Origin of the sequence: Chryseobacterium sp. JJR-5R (assembly GCF_034047335.1) — a bacterium.
GTDB lineage: Bacteria > Bacteroidota > Bacteroidia > Flavobacteriales > Weeksellaceae > Chryseobacterium.
Genome location: NZ_CP139137.1, coordinates 2,201,586 through 2,222,785, shown reverse-complemented (window position 1 = coordinate 2,222,785; position 21,200 = coordinate 2,201,586). Strand labels below are relative to the sequence as shown.

Genomic DNA, 21,200 nt, shown 5'->3' with positions numbered 1-21,200 from the left:
TTAAAAGATAAAATTCTCGGTCAGCTTTTCATCTTCATCCAACCTTTCGATTAATTTTTCCAGTCCTTCAAATTTAATTTCATCATGAAGGAAATCCCTGAATTTCACGGTGATTTCTTCATCATAAATATCCTCATTAAAATTGAGAATATATACTTCGACGGTTAATTTTTCTCCGTTAACAGTAGGATTGGTACCGATGCTCAGCATTCCTTTATATTCCTTGCCTTTAATCCAAACTTCCACAATGTATGCCCCTTTTTTCGGCAAAAGTTTAATGGAATCCGTATCAATATTAGCCGTAGGATAACCTATCGTTCTTCCGATTTTCTTACCGTGAACCACCGTTCCGGAAACAGCGTAGGAGTAACCCAGCATTTCATTGGCTTTTTTGATATCTCCGGCGGAGAGGGCATTCCTGATTTTGGTAGAGCTGATATTGTTTTCATGGATGTTGACGGCTTCCATCTGTTCCACTTCGAAACCCAGTTCTTCCGACAGTTTCTGCAGCAGTTCGAAGTTGCCGCTTTTGTTTTTCCCGAATGAATGGTCATATCCGATGATCAGGTATTTCACATGCAGTTTTTCAATTAAAATCTGGCGTACAAACTCTTCTCCTGTCAGATTCCGGAATTCTTCATCAAACTCTTTCAGGAACAGATTGCCGATGCCGTATTTTTCCATCAGGAATTTTTTTTCTTCCACGGTATTCAGCAGCTTCAGGTCTTCATTCGGATTAAAAATAAACCTCGGATGCGGCCAGAAAGTAAGTACTGCCGTTTCCAGATCATTTTTTTTGCCCACGTTGATCAGGGTGTCAATAATGCTTTTGTGCCCGAGATGGACCCCGTCAAACATTCCTAAAGATAGTGCTAAAGGCCTGTGGGAAGTATAATCTGTGAAATTTCTGAAAACTTTCAAAACGGAAAAATTTGACTGCAAATATAGAAATAATGTAACAATGTATTGATATAACCGGTTATCAATATTTCCCTGCAATATTGTATTGTTTTACATTCAAATTAAAGCTTGGGAAAATTAGTAAAAAGTATGATAAAAATCTTTTTTTTACCAATTGTAGGTTTATGAAGAATCGTTATATTTGCACCAAGAAAAAATTTAGCAATGGCAAACCAAATTAAAGGAAAAATTTCTCAAATTATTGGTCCTGTAATCGACGTAGTCTTTTCAAATGTGGAAGCAATTCCGAGCATTTATGACGCGTTGGAAATTACAAAAGGAAACGGTGAAAAAGTAGTCTTGGAAGTAGAACAACATATTGGTGAAGATACGGTAAGATGTATTGCAATGGATGCTACAGACGGTCTTCAGAGAGGGCAGGACGTAATCGGATACGGAAATCCGATCACAATGCCAATCGGTGAAGCTGTAAACGGAAGACTTTTCAACGTGGTTGGGGATGCTATCGACGGACTTCAAAATATATCTAAGGAAGGTGGCCTTCCTATTCACAGGCCAGCTCCGAAATTTGATCAGCTTTCAACTTCTGCAGAAGTTTTATTTACAGGTATTAAAGTAATCGACTTGGTTGAGCCTTACGCAAAAGGAGGTAAAATCGGGTTGTTCGGTGGTGCCGGTGTAGGTAAAACAGTATTGATCCAGGAGTTGATTAACAATATTGCAAAAGGACACGGAGGTCTTTCTGTTTTCGCCGGGGTAGGTGAAAGAACGAGAGAAGGAAATGACCTTTTGAGAGAAATGCTTGAATCAGGAATTATCAAATACGGTGATGATTTCATGCATTCTATGGAAAATGGAGGATGGGATCTTTCTAAAGTAGACCTTGAAGCTATGAAAGATTCTAAAGCAGCATTCGTTTTCGGACAGATGAACGAGCCGCCAGGAGCAAGAGCGAGAGTAGCCCTTTCCGGTCTTACTTTAGCTGAATACTACAGAGATGGTGGAGAAAGCGGACAGGGTAGAGACGTATTGTTCTTCGTAGACAACATCTTCCGATTTACGCAGGCAGGTTCTGAGGTGTCTGCACTTCTTGGCCGTATGCCTTCTGCAGTAGGTTACCAGCCTACACTTGCATCTGAAATGGGTGCGATGCAGGAAAGAATTACTTCAACCAAAAACGGATCCATTACTTCAGTACAGGCAGTTTATGTACCTGCGGATGATTTAACTGACCCGGCTCCGGCAACGACGTTTGCCCACCTGGATGCAACTACGGTACTGGATAGAAAAATTGCTTCATTAGGTATTTATCCGGCAGTAGACCCATTGGCTTCTACTTCAAGAATCCTTGCGCCGGAAATTATCGGGGAAGAGCATTATGACTGTGCACAGCGAGTGAAAGAAATCCTTCAGAGATACAAAGCGCTTCAGGATATCATCGCGATCTTAGGAATGGAAGAACTTTCCGAAGAAGACAAATCTGTAGTGTACCGTGCCAGAAAAGTTCAGAGGTTCTTGTCTCAGCCTTTCCACGTAGCAGAACAGTTTACAGGGATCCCGGGATCATTGGTAGACATCAAAGATACCATCAAAGGATTCAACATGATCATGGACGGTGAATTGGATCATTTGCCGGAAGCTGCTTTCAACTTAAAAGGAACCATTGAAGAAGCCATTGAAGCAGGACAAAAAATGTTAGCTGATAACGCTTAATAAATTAGACACAAGGTATCAGGTTCAAGACATGAGACTTTAATGTTGTCTGAAATCTGAAATCTGAAATCTTCAAATCTAAAGAAATGAATATAAAAATTTTAACACCAGAATACGTAGTTTTTGAAGGAGAAGTAGATTCTGTATTGCTGCCGGGGAAAGATGGTGAATTCCACATCATGACCAACCACGCAGGAATTGTTTCTTCTTTAGTCGGAGGTAGCGTAAAATTATATACGAAGTCTATCAACGAAACGTATACAAAATATTTTACCAAAGAAAATGAGAAAGACGCTGTTTTTTCTTATCCTATCACAAGCGGTGTTGTAGAATTTAATCATAATAAAGGAATTATCCTTTGTGAATAATTAAAGGAAGAGCTAAATATATTTTCAAGAAAGTGTAACTTTGTTACACTTTTTTTTATGTATGTAAGAAGCAACCGGTTTATGAAAAGGAGTCTGATTATTTTATTTACTGTTTTGGGCATGATCTTAAACGCCCAGAATATCAAGACCAAAAGAGGTATTGTAACTATGGACGGAATACATGTGGCCAAAATTACCAACAAAGGCAGCCTCTACACTTTTATGGATCTTAAGGAAAATCCGGTGTATACGGTGGAATTTGTAGATAAAAGTATTGTTGATTCCGTACGGGACAGCTACATTAAATTAAACAGGATTTATAATCAGGAAAAAACACTTGAGCTGGATTATATTTCTCCGTCCGCATTTTCGGGTGAAGAGAAATCGGCGGTATATACTTCAATAAAGGGATTCAAGATAATTGATGAAAGAGGAATCAATATTAAAAACCTGGATGAGCTTTTTAAAAATAATCCGAAGCGGAAACTGGACAGCAAAACCAAAGATGCCTATACAACAAGAAGTAAGATCGATAAACTGAATATCACCGTTAACAATGTCGGCGAAATCCTCAGCAACGGAAAGCCGGTGGGATATTTCACCAATTTACCCGTAAGCTTCGGGTCAGATGATACCGTTACCGATAAAACTTTTGTCGATATTGAAATTTATGATGCCAAGAGCAAATACATTGGGAAATATATTACCACCACCAAACAACTCAAATCCGCCGGCGGAAAAACATTCACCGTTTACAGGGAAATGTCCGGGCGTGCAGCACTTCTAAAATTTCCCACTTATAAAGCACTGGCAGAACGCATGGCGATGATGGATCCGAATTTTATTAAAATCCAGGAAAAAGTAATTGTCGGTGAAGTTACCAAAGACGGCGTTGAAAAATAAAACTTGATTTTATCCTTATTAAAATTTCATTAAGTTTTTCATTCAGCAAAAATTTTAATATTGTTGTGAAGTCTGAATTTTAATTAATGAATCTGATTAGATGGTTTTCAAAGCCTGTCGTTATCAGAAAAATGTTCTCTCTGCTGAATAAAACGCATTGACCTTAAATTCTGCTAAACTTTCTTTTCTGATTCTGAAAGCCGTTACTAAAATCTTGGAGATTTGCGTTAATTTAATCATGATGATGAACTACAGATCATGAGTTTCTGAATTCTGACTTAAATTTTTAAAAAATTACAGGCTCAGGATTATACCGTTATCTTTCAGTTGCTGCATCGGTTTTGAAAACCAGAATAATTCAAAATTTTCAAAATTTTCTTCAAAATTAAGCTTAAGTTGTTGAAGCGTAACCTTTTTCTGATTTTCAGTAGAATGTTCCTTAAACATTTTTATCAGCCATTCTGCCTGTTCCTGTTCCAATTCTATGCTTACCGTATTGGTTTTTAAATGGGCTGTAATCTTCGTGTACGGGTAAATGTATTTCTTTTTTGTTTTTAAGCGATTCTCAGCGATTACGTTTTTAGTAATAAAAATGATTTTTGCATTGCTTTTAAACTTAAAATCCTCATCTTCCAGAAGACAGTCATGAATATAGTCAGGATCGATACTGGTTCTCGGAATTTTAAAGTCAAACCACTCCTGAAGCGGGATTTCAAAGTTAATACCGTACATGTAATTGAACAGTGATTTTTTTAATCCGAAACTGAATTTGCCGTGGTCAATCCCGGTTTTATCGGTAAAATCAATATCATTATTTGCAAATAGAATTTCCTGTTTTAAAGGAGTGACTCCAAATTCTTCCGGATTCAGGCCGACAGGCGAGTGCGCAGTCATGGCAAACTGATGCCAGAAGCCGCTCTGTAAAATTCCCATTTCAAACATCTGGCGGACCATTTCCAGGGAATCAACCGTTTCCTGAATGGTCTGGGTAGGGTATCCGTACATCAGATAGGCATGGATCATAATCCCGGCTTCTGTAAAATTCCGGGTTACTTTTGCTACCTGTTCCACAGAAATTCCTTTATCAATAAGATTCAGCAGGCGGTCACTGGCTACTTCAAGCCCACCCGAAACTGCTACACAACCGGAAAGTTTCAGCAGAAAGCATAAATCTCTGGTAAAACTTTTTTCAAAACGGATATTCGTCCACCAGGTAACGATAAGGTTTCTTCTCAGAATTTCCAGTGCCACTTCCCTCATCAGCGCCGGCGGAGCGGCTTCATCCACAAAATGGAATCCGTTTTCACCGGTTGCTTTGATCAGCTCTTCCATTCTGTCTACCAGTATTTTAGCGGAAATCGGTTCATAGATTTTTATGTAATCCAAGGAAATATCACAGAACGTACATTTCCCCCAGTAACATCCGTGCGCCATGGTCAGCTTGTTCCACCGGCCGTCGCTCCATAAGCTGTGCATCGGGTTGGCAATTTCAATAACGGAAATATACCGGTCCAGCTGTAAATCTGTGTAATCCGGAGTCCCGATATCTGCCTGTTTATAATCAGGCCTTTTCGAATTGTTTTTATAAACGACTTCCTGGTTTTCAATTAAAAATGTCCTTTTAAACTCAGATTTACCGTTTTCTCCGGAATGAAAAACATGCTCATAAAGAAGTTCCAGAGGAAGCTCGCCGTCGTCTAAAGTAATAAAATCGAAAAACTCAAATACCCGCTGATCTTTTATTTCTCTCAGTTCCGTATTCGGAAAACCGCCGCCCATTGCTGTTTCAATGTGGGGGAAATATTCTTTAATTAACTTTGCACACCGGAAAGCGGAGTATAAATTCCCGGGAAACGGGACCGAAAAACAGACCAGTCTAGGTTGGACAGCTTCCAGTTTTTCATGCAGGATTTTGAGTGTAACATCATCAATAAAGGTTGTGTTTCCGGATATTTTGGCATACAGTTCATCAAAGGAATTGGCACTTTTCCCTAGCCGTTCTGCATATCTGCTGAACCCGAAATCTGCATCTATATGCTCAACAATATAATCAGAAAGATCTTCTAAATATAAGGTAGCCAGGTGTTTGGCTTTATCCTGAAGCCCCATGTTCCCGAATGCAAATTCCATGTCATCCAGCTGATTGAACCGGGAAGCTTCAGGCAGAAAGTTCATGGAACAGATCTGTCTTGCCAGTGTATGGGTCTTGCCCTGAAGGAAAGCAATCACCTGGTCAATTGTCTTTATATATTCGTCTCTCAGCGTAAAAATCCTCTGGGCATTTTCTGAACTGCCCTGAATATTAATTTCTGAACTGAAAATGTTTTCCAGGCCGTCTTTTGAAAATAATTTAAGAATCACTTCTATGCCCAGATCCATCTGGAAGCTCGAAATATTTTTGGTATTAAGGAAACCCTTGATATAAGCTGTAGCAGGATAAGGCGTATTAAGCTGGGTAAAAGGAGGCGTAATAAGAAGCAGGTCTTTCAAAAGGAAATTTTTTGCAAAGTTAATATTTAAAATTAAGACTGACTTATTTTAGATTATGGGATGGCTCTATCAGAAAAATTTATAAATTCACGGTATGAAAATTACGGGCAGAAATTTAGGCATCCTGTTGTTACTGTTTTCAGCAGGAATGCAGGCACAGCAGATTGAACATGCAGAAACCTTAAAACCTTTTACGGAAAAACTGAAGCAGAATAAAGTTTCCCAGATTTTGTTGATGGGAGATTCCCATATCCAGGCAGACTGGCTTACTGCTTACCTGAGGAAAAAGTTCCAGGACCAGTACGGAAATGCGGGGCGCGGGATGGTTTTTCCTTATACGGTGGCCAATACCAACGGGTCAGACGATTTCACTTCAGCCAGTAACTGTACTTGGGAAACCTTCAGGCTGGTGCATGAGCAGAAGCTGTTTCCGCAGATCGGGGCCGGCGGCTTTGTGATCGGGAATAAAGAAAATTCTTTTCTGGAGCTCAGTTTTAAAAATCCGCAGGATGCTTTTGATAGGGTTGTTATTTACCATGATGTGCAGATGGACGGTAATGAAGTAACACTGTACAGGGAAGCCCAGCCTCTCAAAAATTTCATTGAGAAAAAGAAAGAAACCCTGAGCCATACGGCTATTGCCGGGGAAACATTCCATGAAATTGTTTCGAAGTATAATACCACCACCACGAGGCTGAGACAGATAAACGGAACCGGGATCTTACATCCTGCAGAAGGAAGAAGTTATAAAGTAGAAAGGAATTATCTGGTCTATAATGCCGATTTTGAAAATCAGATTGAGCCGGTTGCCCGCCAGAAACTGACAGGATTTAAAACAGAAATTAACATAAAGGAGCCGCAACAGGTATTTTTAATGCGTTCCGACAGTCCTGCCGGAAATATATTTTACGGATTCCAGTTTTTAAAAAATACAGACAAAGGGGTTGTCTTTAATACGGTAGGGGTTAACGGTGCCACGTATGCAGATTTTCTGAAATATCCGCTTCAGGTACAGCAGCTGGTTACCCTGAATCCTGATATCCTGATCATTGCCCTGGGAACCAATGAAGCGTTTGCCCCGATAAGCAAGGACGAATTTCAATATGCCGTTACGGAACTCATCACAAAATTCCGTAAAGAAAATGCGTCGCTTCCGGTATTGCTGGTTTCCCCGCCGGACAATATACCGAAACAGTCTCGTGTCCCGGAAATCGTAAGCTGGCTCAGGGAAAGTGCCGTACAGAACCATGCTGCATTCTTTGATCTTTATCAGGCCAGCGGCGGGAAAGGATCATTTAAAAAAGCACAGCTAAAAAAAGAAGCTGCTGCAGACGGGGTACATTTCGTTAAGCCCGGTTATGAAAACCAGGCCGAACTTATCTGGAAGGCATTTTCTGAAATTACGCAGTAAGCAGAATCTTCTAAAACTGAAGGTAAATAGGGAGCACCTGTTCTGCAGACTTGAAATAACCGTATACCAGCAGAAACGCAAAAAAGATAACAATGTATACAAGTAAAGGGATGCTCCCTCTCTTTGAAATAAACTTTTCGGCTGCATTTTCAGGAATCAGATGGATTGCCATGGCCAGGACAATCATACCCAAGACTTCTTTGTAGTTATCATAAAACGGGGCAAAAGCACTGGCATCAAAATTATAGAATATCTGTTTCAGCATGGAAATCGCGGTGTCAAAGTTTTCGGCCCTGAAGAAAATCCATCCGAAGCATACAAAGTGGAAGGTAACCAGGCCCATGAGTATCCTGTACACTATATTGTTATTAAATCCTGAAAATGCTTTTCCTGTGGTAAGCATCCAGATCTTGTGGACGCCCAGACCGATGCCGTGAATGGCTCCCCAGATAATAAAATTCCAGCTTGCCCCATGCCAGAATCCGCCTAAAAGCATGGTAGTAAGGAGATTGAAGTTAGCGGCAATCCCTTTTGAGTTTCTGGTAATAATCGCCGGAAGTACAAAAATAACCAGCATCAGCAAGGTAATCAGCCCTGCATATAAAGGCGCAAGTTTGAATAATCCAACGGAAGTAAAGTACGTTCCACACAGGAATGCCAACACAAAAATAACGGATGCCAGCGAGAATTTCCGGTTTCCTCCTAACGGAATATACAGGTAATCTTTAAGCCATGAAGAAAGGGAAATATGCCACCGCCTCCAGAACTCCGTAATGTTTTTGCTCTGGTAAGGCGACATGAAATTCGCAGGGATTTTTACCCCGAGCCAAAGCGCAATCCCTATGGCAATATCACTGTAGCCGCTGAAATCACAGTAGATCACCATGGCATAGCCATATACGGCAAAGAGATTTTCCAGACCCACGTGAAGGGAAGGATTGTCGAATATATAATTAACCAGGTTCAGCGTAATGTAATCGGAAATAATCAGCTTTTTAATCAGTCCTGAAATAATGAGATAGAAGCCCATGGCAAAATCCTTTTCCGATAAGAAATAAGGCTGGTTGATCTGCGGCACAAAATCATGTGCACGCACAATCGGCCCCATCATCAGCTTCGGAAAAAAAGACAGGAACAATAGATAATCCGTAAACTTTTTTGCCGGCTTGAAATCCCCCCGGTATACATCAATGGTATAGCTTAAATTTTCAAAGGTGAAAAATGAAATACCGATAGGCAGTAGGATATTCAGCGGATGGATTTCTGCACTTGAAAATTCATTATAAAGCGTAATAAAAAAGTTGGTATACTTATAATAGAACAAAAGACCGAGATTAAAAATAATACTCAGAACCAGGAGTGCTGTTTTCCGGGCTTTCTGCGGACTTTTGTATATGCCATTGGAAATGATGTAATTAACAATCGCAGAGACAATGACGAGCCCTACAAACCATCCGCTTGCTTTATAGAAAAAATACAGCGAGAAAAACGTAAAAACATACCTTCTTGCCGTGAAGTTATTTCTTAACACATAGAAAAGAATGATAAACAGCGTAAAAAAGTATACAAAAAATCCGTTGTTGAACAGCAGGGGATTCTTACTGTCATAGACAAACTGATGCAAAAATGCTTTCCAGTCAAAAGTTGAAAATAGTGCCTCTACGTGGTTCATTGTGCAGATCTTTTTTTAGCAGTATAATTTTTGTAGTCTTTCATCATGGCATGGTACAGTTTTTCTGCCAGGATATCGGTTCCTTTCCCGTTGGGGTGTACATAATCTTTATTGGCAAGGGGAGGCTCTCTTTGGGCCCATGCCACAATAGAGTTTTCGCCGCCCATGGTTTCAAAAAGGTTAAAGAAAGAGAGATTATTGTCATAGGCCATTTTTGCCTGGGTTTCCACAAGATTGCGGACGCCTTTTGCACTCTGGAATTCGCCGTTGTACCTGAACGCCCGGTCTGCAGTGCTCACCATAAGGATATCTGTTTCAGGAAATGCGCTTTTAAATTTCACAAGGGTAGGCGTCATGATCTTTACATAATAAGAATAATCCGTATCATCCGGTCTGAAAAGCAGGTTCACCCCGTACTGCATGACAATAAGGTCATAATGGTTCTGTGCCTGGACAGCCTTCAGAAAATGTTCATCAATTTTTTTGAATTCAACGCCTGTAATTCCGCGGAAAGAAAAATTGTCTACGATAATCCCGTTGTCAGATTCAAAGCTAACCCCGTAATAAGGCAATGAAGACGTATTGCTTTTCAGGGAGTATGACCTTACCGTGTCATTGGCAAGCAGCTGCCGGTTTACGGGCTGTGTGCCGTTAAGCAGAATGCTGGCTCCGTTATAGTTTATAGAGGCATTTCCCTGTGACGGTCCGAAAATTAAAAATTTACCGGTTTTCGTACCAATGGTCAGGGTTTTATCTGTGAAATGGCTGTTTCCCGTTCCGCTGAAGCTGAATCCGGAAATATACATGTTCTTGGCTCCTTTTTCCATAAAGTTAACGGTTTTCCATCCTCCGGCTTTTATTTCTGCAGACTCACGTATCGGAGCCACTTTACTCTGAACAGGCAGGTAGCCAACGCCGGCTCCCCCGAATTCACCCTGCAGCAGCTTCCGCAGTTTGCGGGTAAGAAGGTCCCCTTCAATCATGCTGTCCCCAAAATAGGCAATTCTGATCTTCCCTTTTTTTGTTTTTTTCAGTTCGGCCAGTTTTTCTGCAAAATGCATCAACGAGGTAATGCTGTCTCCTTTTGTAAAGTCGGTAATAAGGTCCGGCTTCTTGTAAAGTTCAAAATCCTTCGCACGGTTGCCTCGTTCAGATGGGTCTGCTAAACTGTCTCCTGCCCGAATACCGTCATTTAATTTTTCAGGATGTATGATTTCTGATAGCAGATTTACATTCTGCAAAGGTTTCCATTTAATATTAAAAACATACATGAGTACCGATGAAAACATGTAAATAACAAAGCACAGGGAGAGTAAAACCATTACCCTCCAATTTCTGTTTGGATTCATAAAACGTAAGGAAATTTGTCCGGCTAATTTAATCAGATAAATCAGTCTTTACAATATAAATGTGAAAAAAAATAAGCTCCTTTTTAAAGAGCTTATAAATTATGGATTCTGTTTATTTTAAAGGCCCGAAAGGCTGTATTTTGTGATGATCAGATTGATTCTCTTCATCCACTCCTTCGGGCGGGTAGAGTAGCCTGCAGATGCAATGGCTTTTACCCATTTGGAAAAATCACCGCTTCCTTTTAAAGCTGAATAATAGTCTTTCTTAACGACTAACTTACAAAATGCCTCGTAGCATTCTCTCACTGAAGAAAAACTTCTGTATCTTGATTGAGGATTATTGCTGCCCACAATGCCAAAGTGGTTATTGTACGTAGTGGAGTTTTTACTTGTTCCTCCGCCGGACTCAACAAATGCTATGGAAAGAATAATTGAAACCGGAATACCGTATTTCAAGGAAAGCTCAGATGCAATTGCTTTATTTCTTTCTAAGTAGGTATGCGTTTGTGCATTACCGACAATAGAAATTAAACTAAACACCAAACTCAAAATTACAATTCTTAAGTACTTAACATTGTGTTTCATAATTGTATGTTCTGAAATCATGAGGGCAAATTTACCCTTACCTGACTTAAGAGCCTAATTTTTAACACAATATAACGCTATTTGAAAGTATTACTGCATATATTAGTTAAAATATGTTAAAAATTTGGAATTGTCATATTGGTTTTATTTTAAATTTTTATCACAAAAAAACAGCTGTACGACCCTCGTACAGCTGTTTTTACTATTATTCTGATAATCGGTTACATTTGCTTGTATTCGATGTTCATTTCTTTCTCCATTTCCCTATACCGTCCGGAAATCAGCTTTTCACGGATGCCTTCAAAGGCTTTTAACGTTTCATTAATTTCTGAATCGGTATGTGAAGCAGTAGGAATCAATCTTAACAGGATCATTCCTTTCGGAATTACCGGATAGACTACAACGGATGTAAAGACTCCGTAGTTTTCTCTTAAATCTTTTGCTAAAAGGGTAGCTTCAATTGTGGTTCCTTCAATAAAAACAGGCGTAACACAGGTGTTGGTATTACCAAGGTTAAAGCCTCTTTCTTTCAGGCCGTTCTGAAGCTTGTATACATTTTCCCACAATTTATCTTTGATTTCCGGGCGCGTCCTTAAAAGCTCAAGCCTTTTTAATCCCCCAATTACCATTGGCATGGTTAAGGACTTGGCAAAAATCTGGGAACGAAGGTTATATTTTAAGAACCTGATGATCGTCTGATCTCCCGCCAGGAATGCCCCGAAACCGGCCATTGATTTGGCAAAAGTAGAAAAATAAATATCAATCTGATCCTGGCAGCCTTGCTCTTCACCAGCTCCGGCTCCTGTTTTTCCCAGAGTTCCGAAACCATGTGCATCATCCACCAGAAGCCTGAAATTGAATTTTGACTTCAGTTCACAGATTTCCTTCAGTTTCCCCTGCATGCCGCGCATCCCGAAAACACCTTCTGTAACAACAAGGATCCCGCCTCCGTTTTCTTCAGCTACTTTGGTAGCACGTGCCAGGTTTTTCTCTAAGCTTGCAATATCGTTATGTTTGAATGTAAAACTTTTCCCCATGTGAAGACGTACACCGTCTACAATACAGGCATGGGAGTCCGCATCATAAACAATCACATCATGTCTTGTCACCAAAGCATCAATAGCAGACACCATTCCCTGGTATCCGAAGTTAAGCAGATAGGCAGCTTCTTTCTGGGTAAATTCCGCCAGTTCTTTCTCCAGCTGCTGGTGCTGCTGGGTTTCACCTGACATTGCTCTTGCCCCCATCGGGTAAAACATCCCGAATTCTGCGGCAGCTTTGGCATCGGCTTCCAGTACTTCCGGATGGTTGCAAAGTCCTAAATAATCATTTGCGCTCCAGAAAATCACGTCTTTTCCCTGGAACTTCATTCTCGGACCGATCGGCCCTTCCAGTTTAGGGAAAACAAAATATCCTTCAGCATAATCTGCAAATTGTCCAAGAGGTCCCGGGTTTTGTTTTATTCTGTCAAAAATATCCAACATTGTATTACTGTTTTTTTAAGTAAAAAAGCCTTTTGTAATTACAAAAAAGGCTTCATTTGTATAAATTCTTTATTCCTTATCTATTTGATGAACTCAGTCTTGAAGACTTCATCGTAATTGTGAACACAGTTATTGATGAATCCCTGTTCGGCCATCCATTTATCGCTGTATACTTTGGTAATGTACCTGGATCCGTGGTCAGGATAGATTAATACTACCAGGTCATTTGCGGTAAGCTCATGAGACTGTGCGTACTGGATAAGCCCCTGGGTTACAGCGCCAGTTGTGTATCCGCCCATAATGGCTTCTTTCAAGGCAATTTCACGGGTTCTGTATGCTGACATTTCATCATTTACCCTTACAAATTCATCTACTTTATCAAAGAGCAGGGCAGAAGGGATCAGGTTTTTCCCCATTCCTTCAATCTGGTAAGGGTGAACGTCTTCTTTATGGATTTCTCCCGTTTCGTGATAGCTTTTTAAGATAGATCCGTCTGCATCAACACCGATGATTTTAATATCGGGATTTTTCTCCTTTAAGAACTTGGCAGATCCGGATAACGTTCCTCCGGTCCCCGTACATGCAAAAAGATGAGTGATCTTACCCTGTGTCTGTTCCCAGATTTCCGGGCCTGTTGACTGGTAATGTGCGTCAATATTCAGTTCATTGAAATACTGATTGATATAAATAGAATTCGGGGTTTCCAAAGCAATTCTTTTGGCTACTTCATAATATGATCTTGGATCATTGGCAGGAACATTTGCCGGGCAGATATATACGATAGCTCCCAAGGCTTTAAGATAGGCAATTTTTTCAGGCTTTGTTTTGTCGCTTACGGCAAGGATACATTTGTATCCTTTAATAATGCAGACCATTGCAATTGAAAATCCTGTGTTTCCCGATGTAGTCTCTACCACTACGGAATCTTCTTTTAATAAACCTTTTCTTTCAGCGTTTTCTATAATATGAAATGCGATTCTGTCTTTAGTGGAATGTCCAGGATTATATGATTCTAACTTGGCGTAAACGGTTGCAGGAATATCTTTCGTCACAGTGTTAAGCTTCACCATAGGAGTATTTCCTATTAGGCCAAGTATATTATCGTAAACATTACTCATTATTTGTTATTTTTCCAATAAAAATCTGTCGGCAAAAATACAAAAAAATAAATTTATTTCTAAACTTTTGTTTGATTTCTGATGTTTTAAAAGAATAAATTTATTTTTCAAGCTTTCTTTCCAAAAATCAAACTTCTCAAAAAACGAGCCAAAACCTTTAAATTTTGTTAAAACATACGTAAAATCATATAAAAGCCCTATTTTCGCGTAATTGATTTAAAACTATGAAAAATTGGACTTTCAGGCAGTGGAACACCGTTCTCGGATGGGTGATTTTCGCCATTGCATTTATCACATACTTGTCCACCATAGAACCCAATTTCAGTTTTTGGGATTGTGGCGAGTATATTTCCTCAGCAGTGAAACTTGAAGTAACGCATGCCCCCGGTGCAGCATTATTCCAGATCGTGGGTGCTGTGGCAGCCATTTTTGCTTTAGGAAAAGGCGAAAATTATTCTATTGTCATCAACGGGATGTCTGCACTGTTTAGTGCCTTCACCATCCTGTTCCTGTTCTGGACGATTACGCACCTCGTAAGAAGGCTTCTTCACAAGGATTTTGAAGATGTTACAAAGCATCAGGAAACTTCTATTCTTTTTGCAGGGGTGGTAGGGGCATTATGTTTCACTTTTTCAGATACCTTTTGGTTTTCTGCCGTGGAAGGGGAAGTCTATTCAATGGCTTCAATGTTCATTGCATTGCTGGTATGGTTAATTACCAAATGGGAAAATGAATACCAGGCTGCTGACAATGAGCGATGGATTATTTTGATCTTCTTTGTCTTAGGGCTCTCTGTAGGCGTACATATGATGTGTATGCTGGCAATTCCTGCCGTATGCTTTATATATTACGCCAGAAAATACGAATTTACCTGGAAGAACTTTATCCTGGCCAATGTGATCACGCTGGTTATCCTGGCTATCGTCTTCAAAGGGATTTTCCCTTTGATCATGACTCTGTTCGGGAAGCTTGAGATTTTCTTTGTGAATGGGTTAGGCCTGCCTTTCCATTCGGGAACGATTGCCGGGTTTATCTTGATGGTGGCACTGTGCTACTTCCTGATTAACTACTCACAGAAACTTAGGAAAAACCTGTATCAGACGATTGCTCTATCCGTTGTTTTTATGATGATCGGATTTTCCTGCTGGATGGTAATCCCGATCAGGGCCAATGCCAACCCGCCGATGAACCTTAATGACCCGGACAATGCCATCGGCATGCTGGATTATTACAACCGTGAGCAGTACGGCGACTGGCCTACCATTTACGGACAGAACTATACGGCTTTCCTTACTTCAGACGGGATTGAGAAAAAAGAAGACGGAAGTTTCAATACCATAAAAACCGGAGAAACATACGAAAAAGATGAAAAGACGGGAACGTACAGAAAAACCGGTGACCGTTTTAAATACGTTTTCAATAAAGCGCATGTAGGTTTTATGCCAAGGATGTTTAATGAAGATAAAGACGTTATGGCCAACTACATTTCAATGTACGGCGCACCGGATTTTTCATTCAACTATGCCAATGAAGATGTTGCCAACAGCCCTGAAGCCAAGCAGATTTTTGACGAGCTAAGGCAGAAATATGAAAACAAAACCATTACGGCTTCCGATTATTTAAAGGTGAAACCGTATAACCTGATTACGATCCAGAAGCCTTCGCTGGCACAGAACATGGATTATTTCATTACGTTCCAGAACGGGTATTACTTTTTAAGATACCTGATGTGGAATTATGTAGGCCGTCAGAATGACCTTGAAGGGAATATGGAAAGCACGAGAGGAAACTGGATTTCCGGAATCCCTTTTATTGATAATACGATTGTAGGCAACCAGGATAAGATGCCTGCTAAATTCAAGAATGAAAGTACGGTAAAATTCTTCTTTCTGCCTCTGTTGTTAGGCTTAATCGGATTCTTTTTCCAGCTGAACAGGGATTTCGGAAGATTTTATGCCATGCTTTCCATTTTTATACTGATGAGCGTGGGAATTGTTTTCTACACGGGTGTAAAACCTTTTGAACCGAGGGAAAGAGACTATGCCATGGTAGGGTCGTTCTACGTTTTTGCCATCTGGATCGGATTGGGAGCAGGCGCTGTTCTCTGGCTGTTACAGTCTAAAGTAAAATCAAGTGCTGCCAATATAATGGCCGGTGTGGTTTTACTGGGCGTTCCTTTTATGATGGGATTCCAGAACTATAATGTACATGACAGGCATGACCGCTATACTTCTTATGATTACGGTTACTCCGTATTGAAATCGCTGCCTAAAAACGATATCCTGTTTGTATACGGTGATAATGATACCTATCCGGTATGGGCAATCCAGGAAACCGAACAGTTGAGAGATGATGTAAAAGTAGTTAACTTTACACTGGCCTCAACCCCATGGAACATTGATCAGATCAAGAGAAGGACATACAATGCGGCTCCGGTTCCGGGTGTGCTTACCCACGAAGATTACAGGGACGGCGTAAACGACCAGATCTATATGATGAAAAAGGATGACTGGGAAGGGCTGTTTTCGATGCTGAAAGAACAGGGAGCTCCGGCAACGGAGTTTGCGGAGTTCAGGAAATATCTTACTCAGGATTCAATGACCATGAAGGAAGCAATCAGCTTTCTTAAATATACTTCTCCTGCGAAAAACGAACTTCTTAAAATGTATTTCGGTGAAGAGAAATATGAGAAATACAATATTTTACCTGTGAATAAATTTATTTTACCTGTAAACAAGGCAAATGCATTGCAGGCGGGGATCATCAACCAGGCAGATCTTGCCAGTACGGTGAACCAGATCATGATCACCTATAAATCCAATACTTTATATAAGAATAACCTGATCATGCTGGATATCCTGGCCAATTTCGACTGGAAAAAGCCGATCAATTTCTCTTCGGGAGGAATTTATGACAGCGAAAATATTTTCTATCTTGACGAATACCTTCAGTTTGACGGATTCAGCTACAGGCTGATCCCGATCCATTCGCCGCAGACGCCGGACGGAGAAATGGGAAGGGTAGATGCCAATTCTTTATACAACATCGTGAAAAACTACCGATGGGGCAACTTTAAGGATCTGAATACCCATTTTGATGAGACTGCAACGTCTAACATCATGAGCTACAGGGCATCGGCCAGCAGGGCTGCTGCAGCTTTATCTGCCATCGGGCAAAAAGGGAAAGCTCTTGAAATGCTGGATCTGGCTTCAAAAGAAATTCCGGCACAGAAATACAATGACCCGCGTTCATTAAGCTCAATGGCCTATGGTTACATTGTTTCAGGACAGGAAGCCAAAGGACTGAAGCTTGCAGAAGTGCTTAAAAAAGGAATTTTTGAAGAATATGATTATTACATGAGCTTAAGCAAAGCAGACCAGAGCTATCTGAAAAGGCAGATCAGGACCAAGCCGATGGAATATTCCTTGGTAGTTTCTGCCGTTACCGATGCGTATACGAAAATCGGAAAGAAAGACAAAGCATATGATTACCTTGTAAAATCCATAGAACCAATCGATAAGAAATTCAACACCTTTGTTGAAAACCTTAAGGAAATGGGCAAGGAAAAGGCGATGAACGAATCTGAGCAGGTTCAGAAAATCACGCCGTTTTACCAGTACCTGTTTGATATTATGGAACCTTTTGATTCTACTTATTCGAAAGAAAAGGAAAGTCAGATTACCAACTCCATTATCAAAGCAACCCAATAATAACAAAACTTAAAACGGAACTTCGGTTCCGTTTTTTTATGTATTGTGCTTCAAAAATTTTAAGGTTATATTTGCTGAATCAAAGAAGCACAATGACAGACACAAAAAGTAAAATAATCCCGTGGTATGCCGTATTGTTTACCGTTGTTTTTAAGCTTTTATTTTTACTTACCCACTATATCCAGGAAGATGCATTTATCACCTGGAGGGTAGCCCAGAACCTGTTGGATTACGGAGTCATCGGTTTTAACGGCCCGGTAAAAATTTCGGCATCCACTACCCACCTCTACGTTTTTGTTTCGTGGTTTTTTAATGTTGTTTTCGGCAAAGAATACTTCATTGCGCCGCTTCTTATTTTTAATTCGGTTCTTTTCACAGTCGGGAGCCTGTTTCTTTCGCACCTGCTGCTGAAAAATCCCTGGCATAAGGCTCTTTTTATATTTTTAATAGGAATATTGCCGCCTGCCATTAAAATTTCCATCCTCGGAATGGAATATGGCATCCTTTTCTTCCTGGAAATGGCTTTACTGTATTATGGCTTTCACAAAGGCAAAAAATGGGCATTTATTCTCCTGCCGGTACTGATTTTATTTACCCGTATCGATACCGTTATTTTTCTGGGAATTGTATTTTTAACGGATCTTTTATGGACCAGAAAGATCAGGTGGAATTATATTCTGGGAGGAATCCTTGGGATTTCCGCTACCGTGGCGTTCAACTGGTTTTACTTCGGTGAAATTGTCAACAATACCATTATTGCGAAGAAGCTTGCTTATGATAAAGCTTTTACATGGGAACAGAATGTAGATTATTTCACCTCAAATTTCGGGAATTTCTGGGGAATGCTGAAGCTTCCGGGAGATTTTAACCCGCTGACCATTGTGCTGCTGATTTTCGAAATATTGTGCTTTATCTATTTAATCCGCCAGAAAGAAAAAAGAAATTATTTCCTCTGGATGATCTTTATTTTCGGATGGGTGAAACAGCTTGTCTTTCTTTCACAAAAGAGCCTTTTCGACTGGTATTACTGGGTTCCGCAGATCCTGCTGTTTGTGCCGGTGCTGATTTTCGTCCTTGAACAAAAAGTAAAGAGAAACCTTTGGCTTACGGCAATGATTGTCATTTACATGATTCCTATGCTGGCCTTCCAGACGGTCCATTCCATCGCCACCGGAAACGGGGAATGGAACTACAGGAGAACGATCGGATTATTCCTGAACGATTATGAAAAAGATAAAAACCAGTGGATTTTCCTTGAGCCTGCCGGTTATGTGCCTTATTTTTCCGGGTTAAGGGCAATTGATGAAGTAGGGCTGGTTGATAAAGGAGTTCAGCAGGAAATTAAGAAAGACAAACCAAATTTCTGGATCAATACGGTAAAGAAGCGACAGCCGAAATATCTACTTTCTTATGATGATCTGTACTTAAGAAAAGATGCAGAATATTTCAGGCTTCATTATAAACTGTTAAAAGAGTTCCGCATAAAAGACCATTTGAAAAGCGGCAGTAAAATTTTAGAGAAAATCTATATTTTAAAACCTTCCGGAACCGATTATAATTTATACGAAAGAATTGATTAAACTAAAACCGGATTCCTCTAAACTAAAACCTGAACTATGAAATACTGTGCATTCCTTCGCGGCGTCAATGTAAAAGGGACAAATATGAAAATGGCGGAAGTCTGTCAGGTTTTCAGAAATGCGGGAATGGAGAACCCTGTTTCTGTACTTGCTTCGGGAAATATTGTTTTTTCGTCCGATAAGCAGGCAGCAGATCTGAAAATTACCCTTGAAAAGGCTATGTCTGAACATTTTTCCTATGAAGCATTTTTGTTTATAAGGTCGCAACCGGAAACGGAAGCGGTATGGAAGTCAAATCCCTTTGAGAAAGATGAAAAGCTGCATTCATATGTATTTATCGGAAATGAAGGAATTGAAGATATTCTGATGTCAGAATTTAGGACAGCACTGAAAACCGCGCATGAAGAAGCAAAAATTATAAACGGTACATTCTGCTGGCAGGTCCCGAAAGGCAATACTCTAGATTCAGCATTCGGGAAAATTTTAGGCAGGAAAAACCTGAAAGACCAGTTCACCAGCCGGAATATCAATACCTTTGAGAAGATTGTAAAGAAGTTTTAATGTTGACAGGCTTGATTTTTATTCTGATTATGTTTGCTCTGGCCAATTTCTTTTATCTTGTTTTTCCTGCACATTCAAGCTTAATGAAAAGACTTTCTGCCAGTCTGGTCTCCATAATTCTTCTCACCATATTGTATTGTTTAGCAGAAGGAGGCAATTCTGTTTTGGAAGGGATCATAACGTTTGCCGGGTATTTTCTGTTTATTTTTTTTGCTCACTTACTTTTAATAAAAGTATTTAAAGTAGAAAACTATTACCTTTATCTAATTTTGTTTTTTATATTGTTTATAATCATTACTGTTTTTTATACTGCTCTGATGCAGGATGTTTTTAATTACTCTTAGCAATAAATAATTTCCGATTCTGAAGTTTTCTCATTACTTTTACTGAACTTTTTTAATAAAAATAAAAATGATTCAGTATTTAGATAATATCCATCACAAGGACTCAAAAAACTTTTTTCTCATTGCCGGCCCCTGTATTATTGAAGGCGAAGATATGGCCCTAAGAATTGCCGAAAAAGTTATGGAACTCACCAACAGATACAATATTCCGTATATCTTCAAAGGAAGCTTTAAAAAGGCAAACAGGAGCAGGGTAGATTCTTTTACAACGATTGGTGAAGAAAAATCCCTGGAGATTCTTAAAAAAGTAGGCGAGGCTTTTAATATCCCCACCACTACGGATATTCACGAAAATGAACATGCTGCACTGGCAGCCCAGTATGTAGACGTACTGCAGATCCCTGCATTCCTGGTTCGCCAGACGGATCTTCTGGTGGCCGCAGCACAGACAGGAAAATGTGTCTCTTTGAAAAAAGGACAGTTCCTTTCTCCCGAATCCATGAAATTTGCCGTTCAGAAGATTACAGATTCTGATAATCAGAAAGTGGCGATTATTGAAAGGGGAAATTCTTTCGGGTATACCGATCTGATCGTTGATTACCGTGGAATTCCCACCATGAGAGAGTATGCACCTGTTATATTGGACGTAACCCATTCTTTACAGCAGCCTAACCAGAGTTCCGGCGTAACCGGAGGAAAGCCGGAGCTTATAGAAACTGTTGCCAAGGCCGGTATTGCCGTAGGTGCAGACGGTATTTTTATAGAAACGCATCCAACCCCTGAGACCGCTTTGTCAGACGGAGCTAATATGCTGAGACTGGATCTCCTGGAAGACCTGTTGCAGAAACTGACAAGAGTGAGGGAAGCCATTTTATAATTTTTTATCAATTCAGACTTATTTAAGTTGAAAATATAAAGTCCTTTCAGCAAAGGATTTTATGGTATTTGATATTCTGTTTTCAAATGTTAAAGAAAGTTTAAATAAGTTAAA

The 21,200-nt window shown here is 40.0% G+C and carries 15 protein-coding genes; 8 read left to right on the top strand and 7 right to left on the bottom strand.

All coding sequences use genetic code 11. The annotated features are described in order from the left end of the window. Positions 1-921: a bifunctional riboflavin kinase/FAD synthetase gene (locus SD427_RS09865; RefSeq protein WP_320557625.1), complete on the bottom strand. Its 921-nt coding sequence runs from the start codon at positions 919-921 to the stop codon at positions 1-3. Positions 922-1,125: 204 nt separating this feature from the next. On the opposite strand from SD427_RS09865, the gene atpD reads away from it, so the two are divergent. The 3 genes from atpD to SD427_RS09850 all read left to right on the top strand — a co-directional run bounded on the left by atpD (position 1,126) and on the right by SD427_RS09850 (position 3,905). Beyond that, a complete protein-coding gene (atpD, locus tag SD427_RS09860; RefSeq protein ID WP_056216577.1) occupies positions 1,126-2,634 on the top strand; it encodes a F0F1 ATP synthase subunit beta in 1,509 nt (502 codons plus the stop codon). Positions 2,635-2,720: 86 nt separating this feature from the next. Continuing rightward, positions 2,721-3,002: a F0F1 ATP synthase subunit epsilon gene (locus SD427_RS09855; RefSeq protein ID WP_320557624.1), complete on the top strand. Its 282-nt coding sequence runs from the start codon at positions 2,721-2,723 to the stop codon at positions 3,000-3,002. Between the two features lie 81 nt (positions 3,003-3,083). Then, complete coding sequence (locus SD427_RS09850) at positions 3,084-3,905, top strand: hypothetical protein (RefSeq protein ID WP_320557623.1); 822 nt, start codon at positions 3,084-3,086, stop codon at positions 3,903-3,905. A 294-nt stretch (positions 3,906-4,199) separates the two neighbouring features. Here the strand turns inward: SD427_RS09850 and SD427_RS09845 are convergent, their stop codons facing one another. Beyond that, positions 4,200-6,395, bottom strand: coding sequence for a B12-binding domain-containing radical SAM protein (locus SD427_RS09845; protein WP_320557622.1), 2,196 nt, complete (start codon positions 6,393-6,395; stop codon positions 4,200-4,202). Between the two features lie 94 nt (positions 6,396-6,489). On the opposite strand from SD427_RS09845, the gene SD427_RS09840 reads away from it, so the two are divergent. Beyond that, on the top strand, positions 6,490-7,806 hold the full coding sequence (locus SD427_RS09840) for a GDSL-type esterase/lipase family protein (protein WP_320557621.1): 1,317 nt from the start codon (positions 6,490-6,492) through the stop codon (positions 7,804-7,806). A gap of 10 nt (positions 7,807-7,816) precedes the next feature. On the opposite strand, the gene SD427_RS09835 is transcribed toward SD427_RS09840, so the two are convergent. From SD427_RS09835 to SD427_RS09815, 5 genes are all read right to left on the bottom strand, one after another. Then, on the bottom strand, positions 7,817-9,478 hold the full coding sequence (locus SD427_RS09835; protein ID WP_320557620.1) for an MBOAT family O-acyltransferase: 1,662 nt from the start codon (positions 9,476-9,478) through the stop codon (positions 7,817-7,819). After that, a complete protein-coding gene (locus SD427_RS09830) occupies positions 9,475-10,827 on the bottom strand; it encodes a hypothetical protein (protein ID WP_320557619.1) in 1,353 nt (450 codons plus the stop codon). The genes SD427_RS09835 and SD427_RS09830 overlap by 4 nt, the downstream gene beginning before the upstream one ends. A gap of 117 nt (positions 10,828-10,944) precedes the next feature. Beyond that, positions 10,945-11,412, bottom strand: a complete 468-nt coding sequence (locus SD427_RS09825) for a glucosaminidase domain-containing protein (protein ID WP_320557618.1) — start codon at positions 11,410-11,412, stop codon at positions 10,945-10,947. A 221-nt stretch (positions 11,413-11,633) separates the two neighbouring features. Next, a complete protein-coding gene (locus SD427_RS09820; protein WP_414017724.1) occupies positions 11,634-12,893 on the bottom strand; it encodes an aminotransferase class I/II-fold pyridoxal phosphate-dependent enzyme in 1,260 nt (419 codons plus the stop codon). 83 nt (positions 12,894-12,976) lie between these two features. Continuing rightward, positions 12,977-14,014 carry a cysteine synthase family protein gene (locus tag SD427_RS09815; RefSeq protein WP_320557616.1) on the bottom strand — a complete coding sequence of 346 codons (1,038 nt, stop codon included), beginning with the start codon at positions 14,012-14,014 and terminating at the stop codon, positions 12,977-12,979. 224 nt (positions 14,015-14,238) lie between these two features. On the opposite strand from SD427_RS09815, the gene SD427_RS09810 reads away from it, so the two are divergent. The 4 genes from SD427_RS09810 (at position 14,239) to kdsA (ending at position 21,086) form a co-directional block, all read left to right on the top strand. Beyond that, complete coding sequence (locus tag SD427_RS09810; RefSeq protein ID WP_320557615.1) at positions 14,239-17,724, top strand: DUF2723 domain-containing protein; 3,486 nt, start codon at positions 14,239-14,241, stop codon at positions 17,722-17,724. 92 nt (positions 17,725-17,816) lie between these two features. Continuing rightward, positions 17,817-19,304, top strand: a complete 1,488-nt coding sequence (locus SD427_RS09805; RefSeq protein ID WP_320557614.1) for a hypothetical protein — start codon at positions 17,817-17,819, stop codon at positions 19,302-19,304. 36 nt (positions 19,305-19,340) lie between these two features. Next, a complete protein-coding gene (locus SD427_RS09800; protein ID WP_320557613.1) occupies positions 19,341-19,865 on the top strand; it encodes a DUF1697 domain-containing protein in 525 nt (174 codons plus the stop codon). A gap of 411 nt (positions 19,866-20,276) precedes the next feature. Then, entirely contained in the window at positions 20,277-21,086 is an 810-nt protein-coding gene (gene kdsA / locus SD427_RS09795; protein ID WP_320557612.1) for a 3-deoxy-8-phosphooctulonate synthase, read from the top strand. Positions 21,087-21,200: the final 114 nt, after the last annotated feature.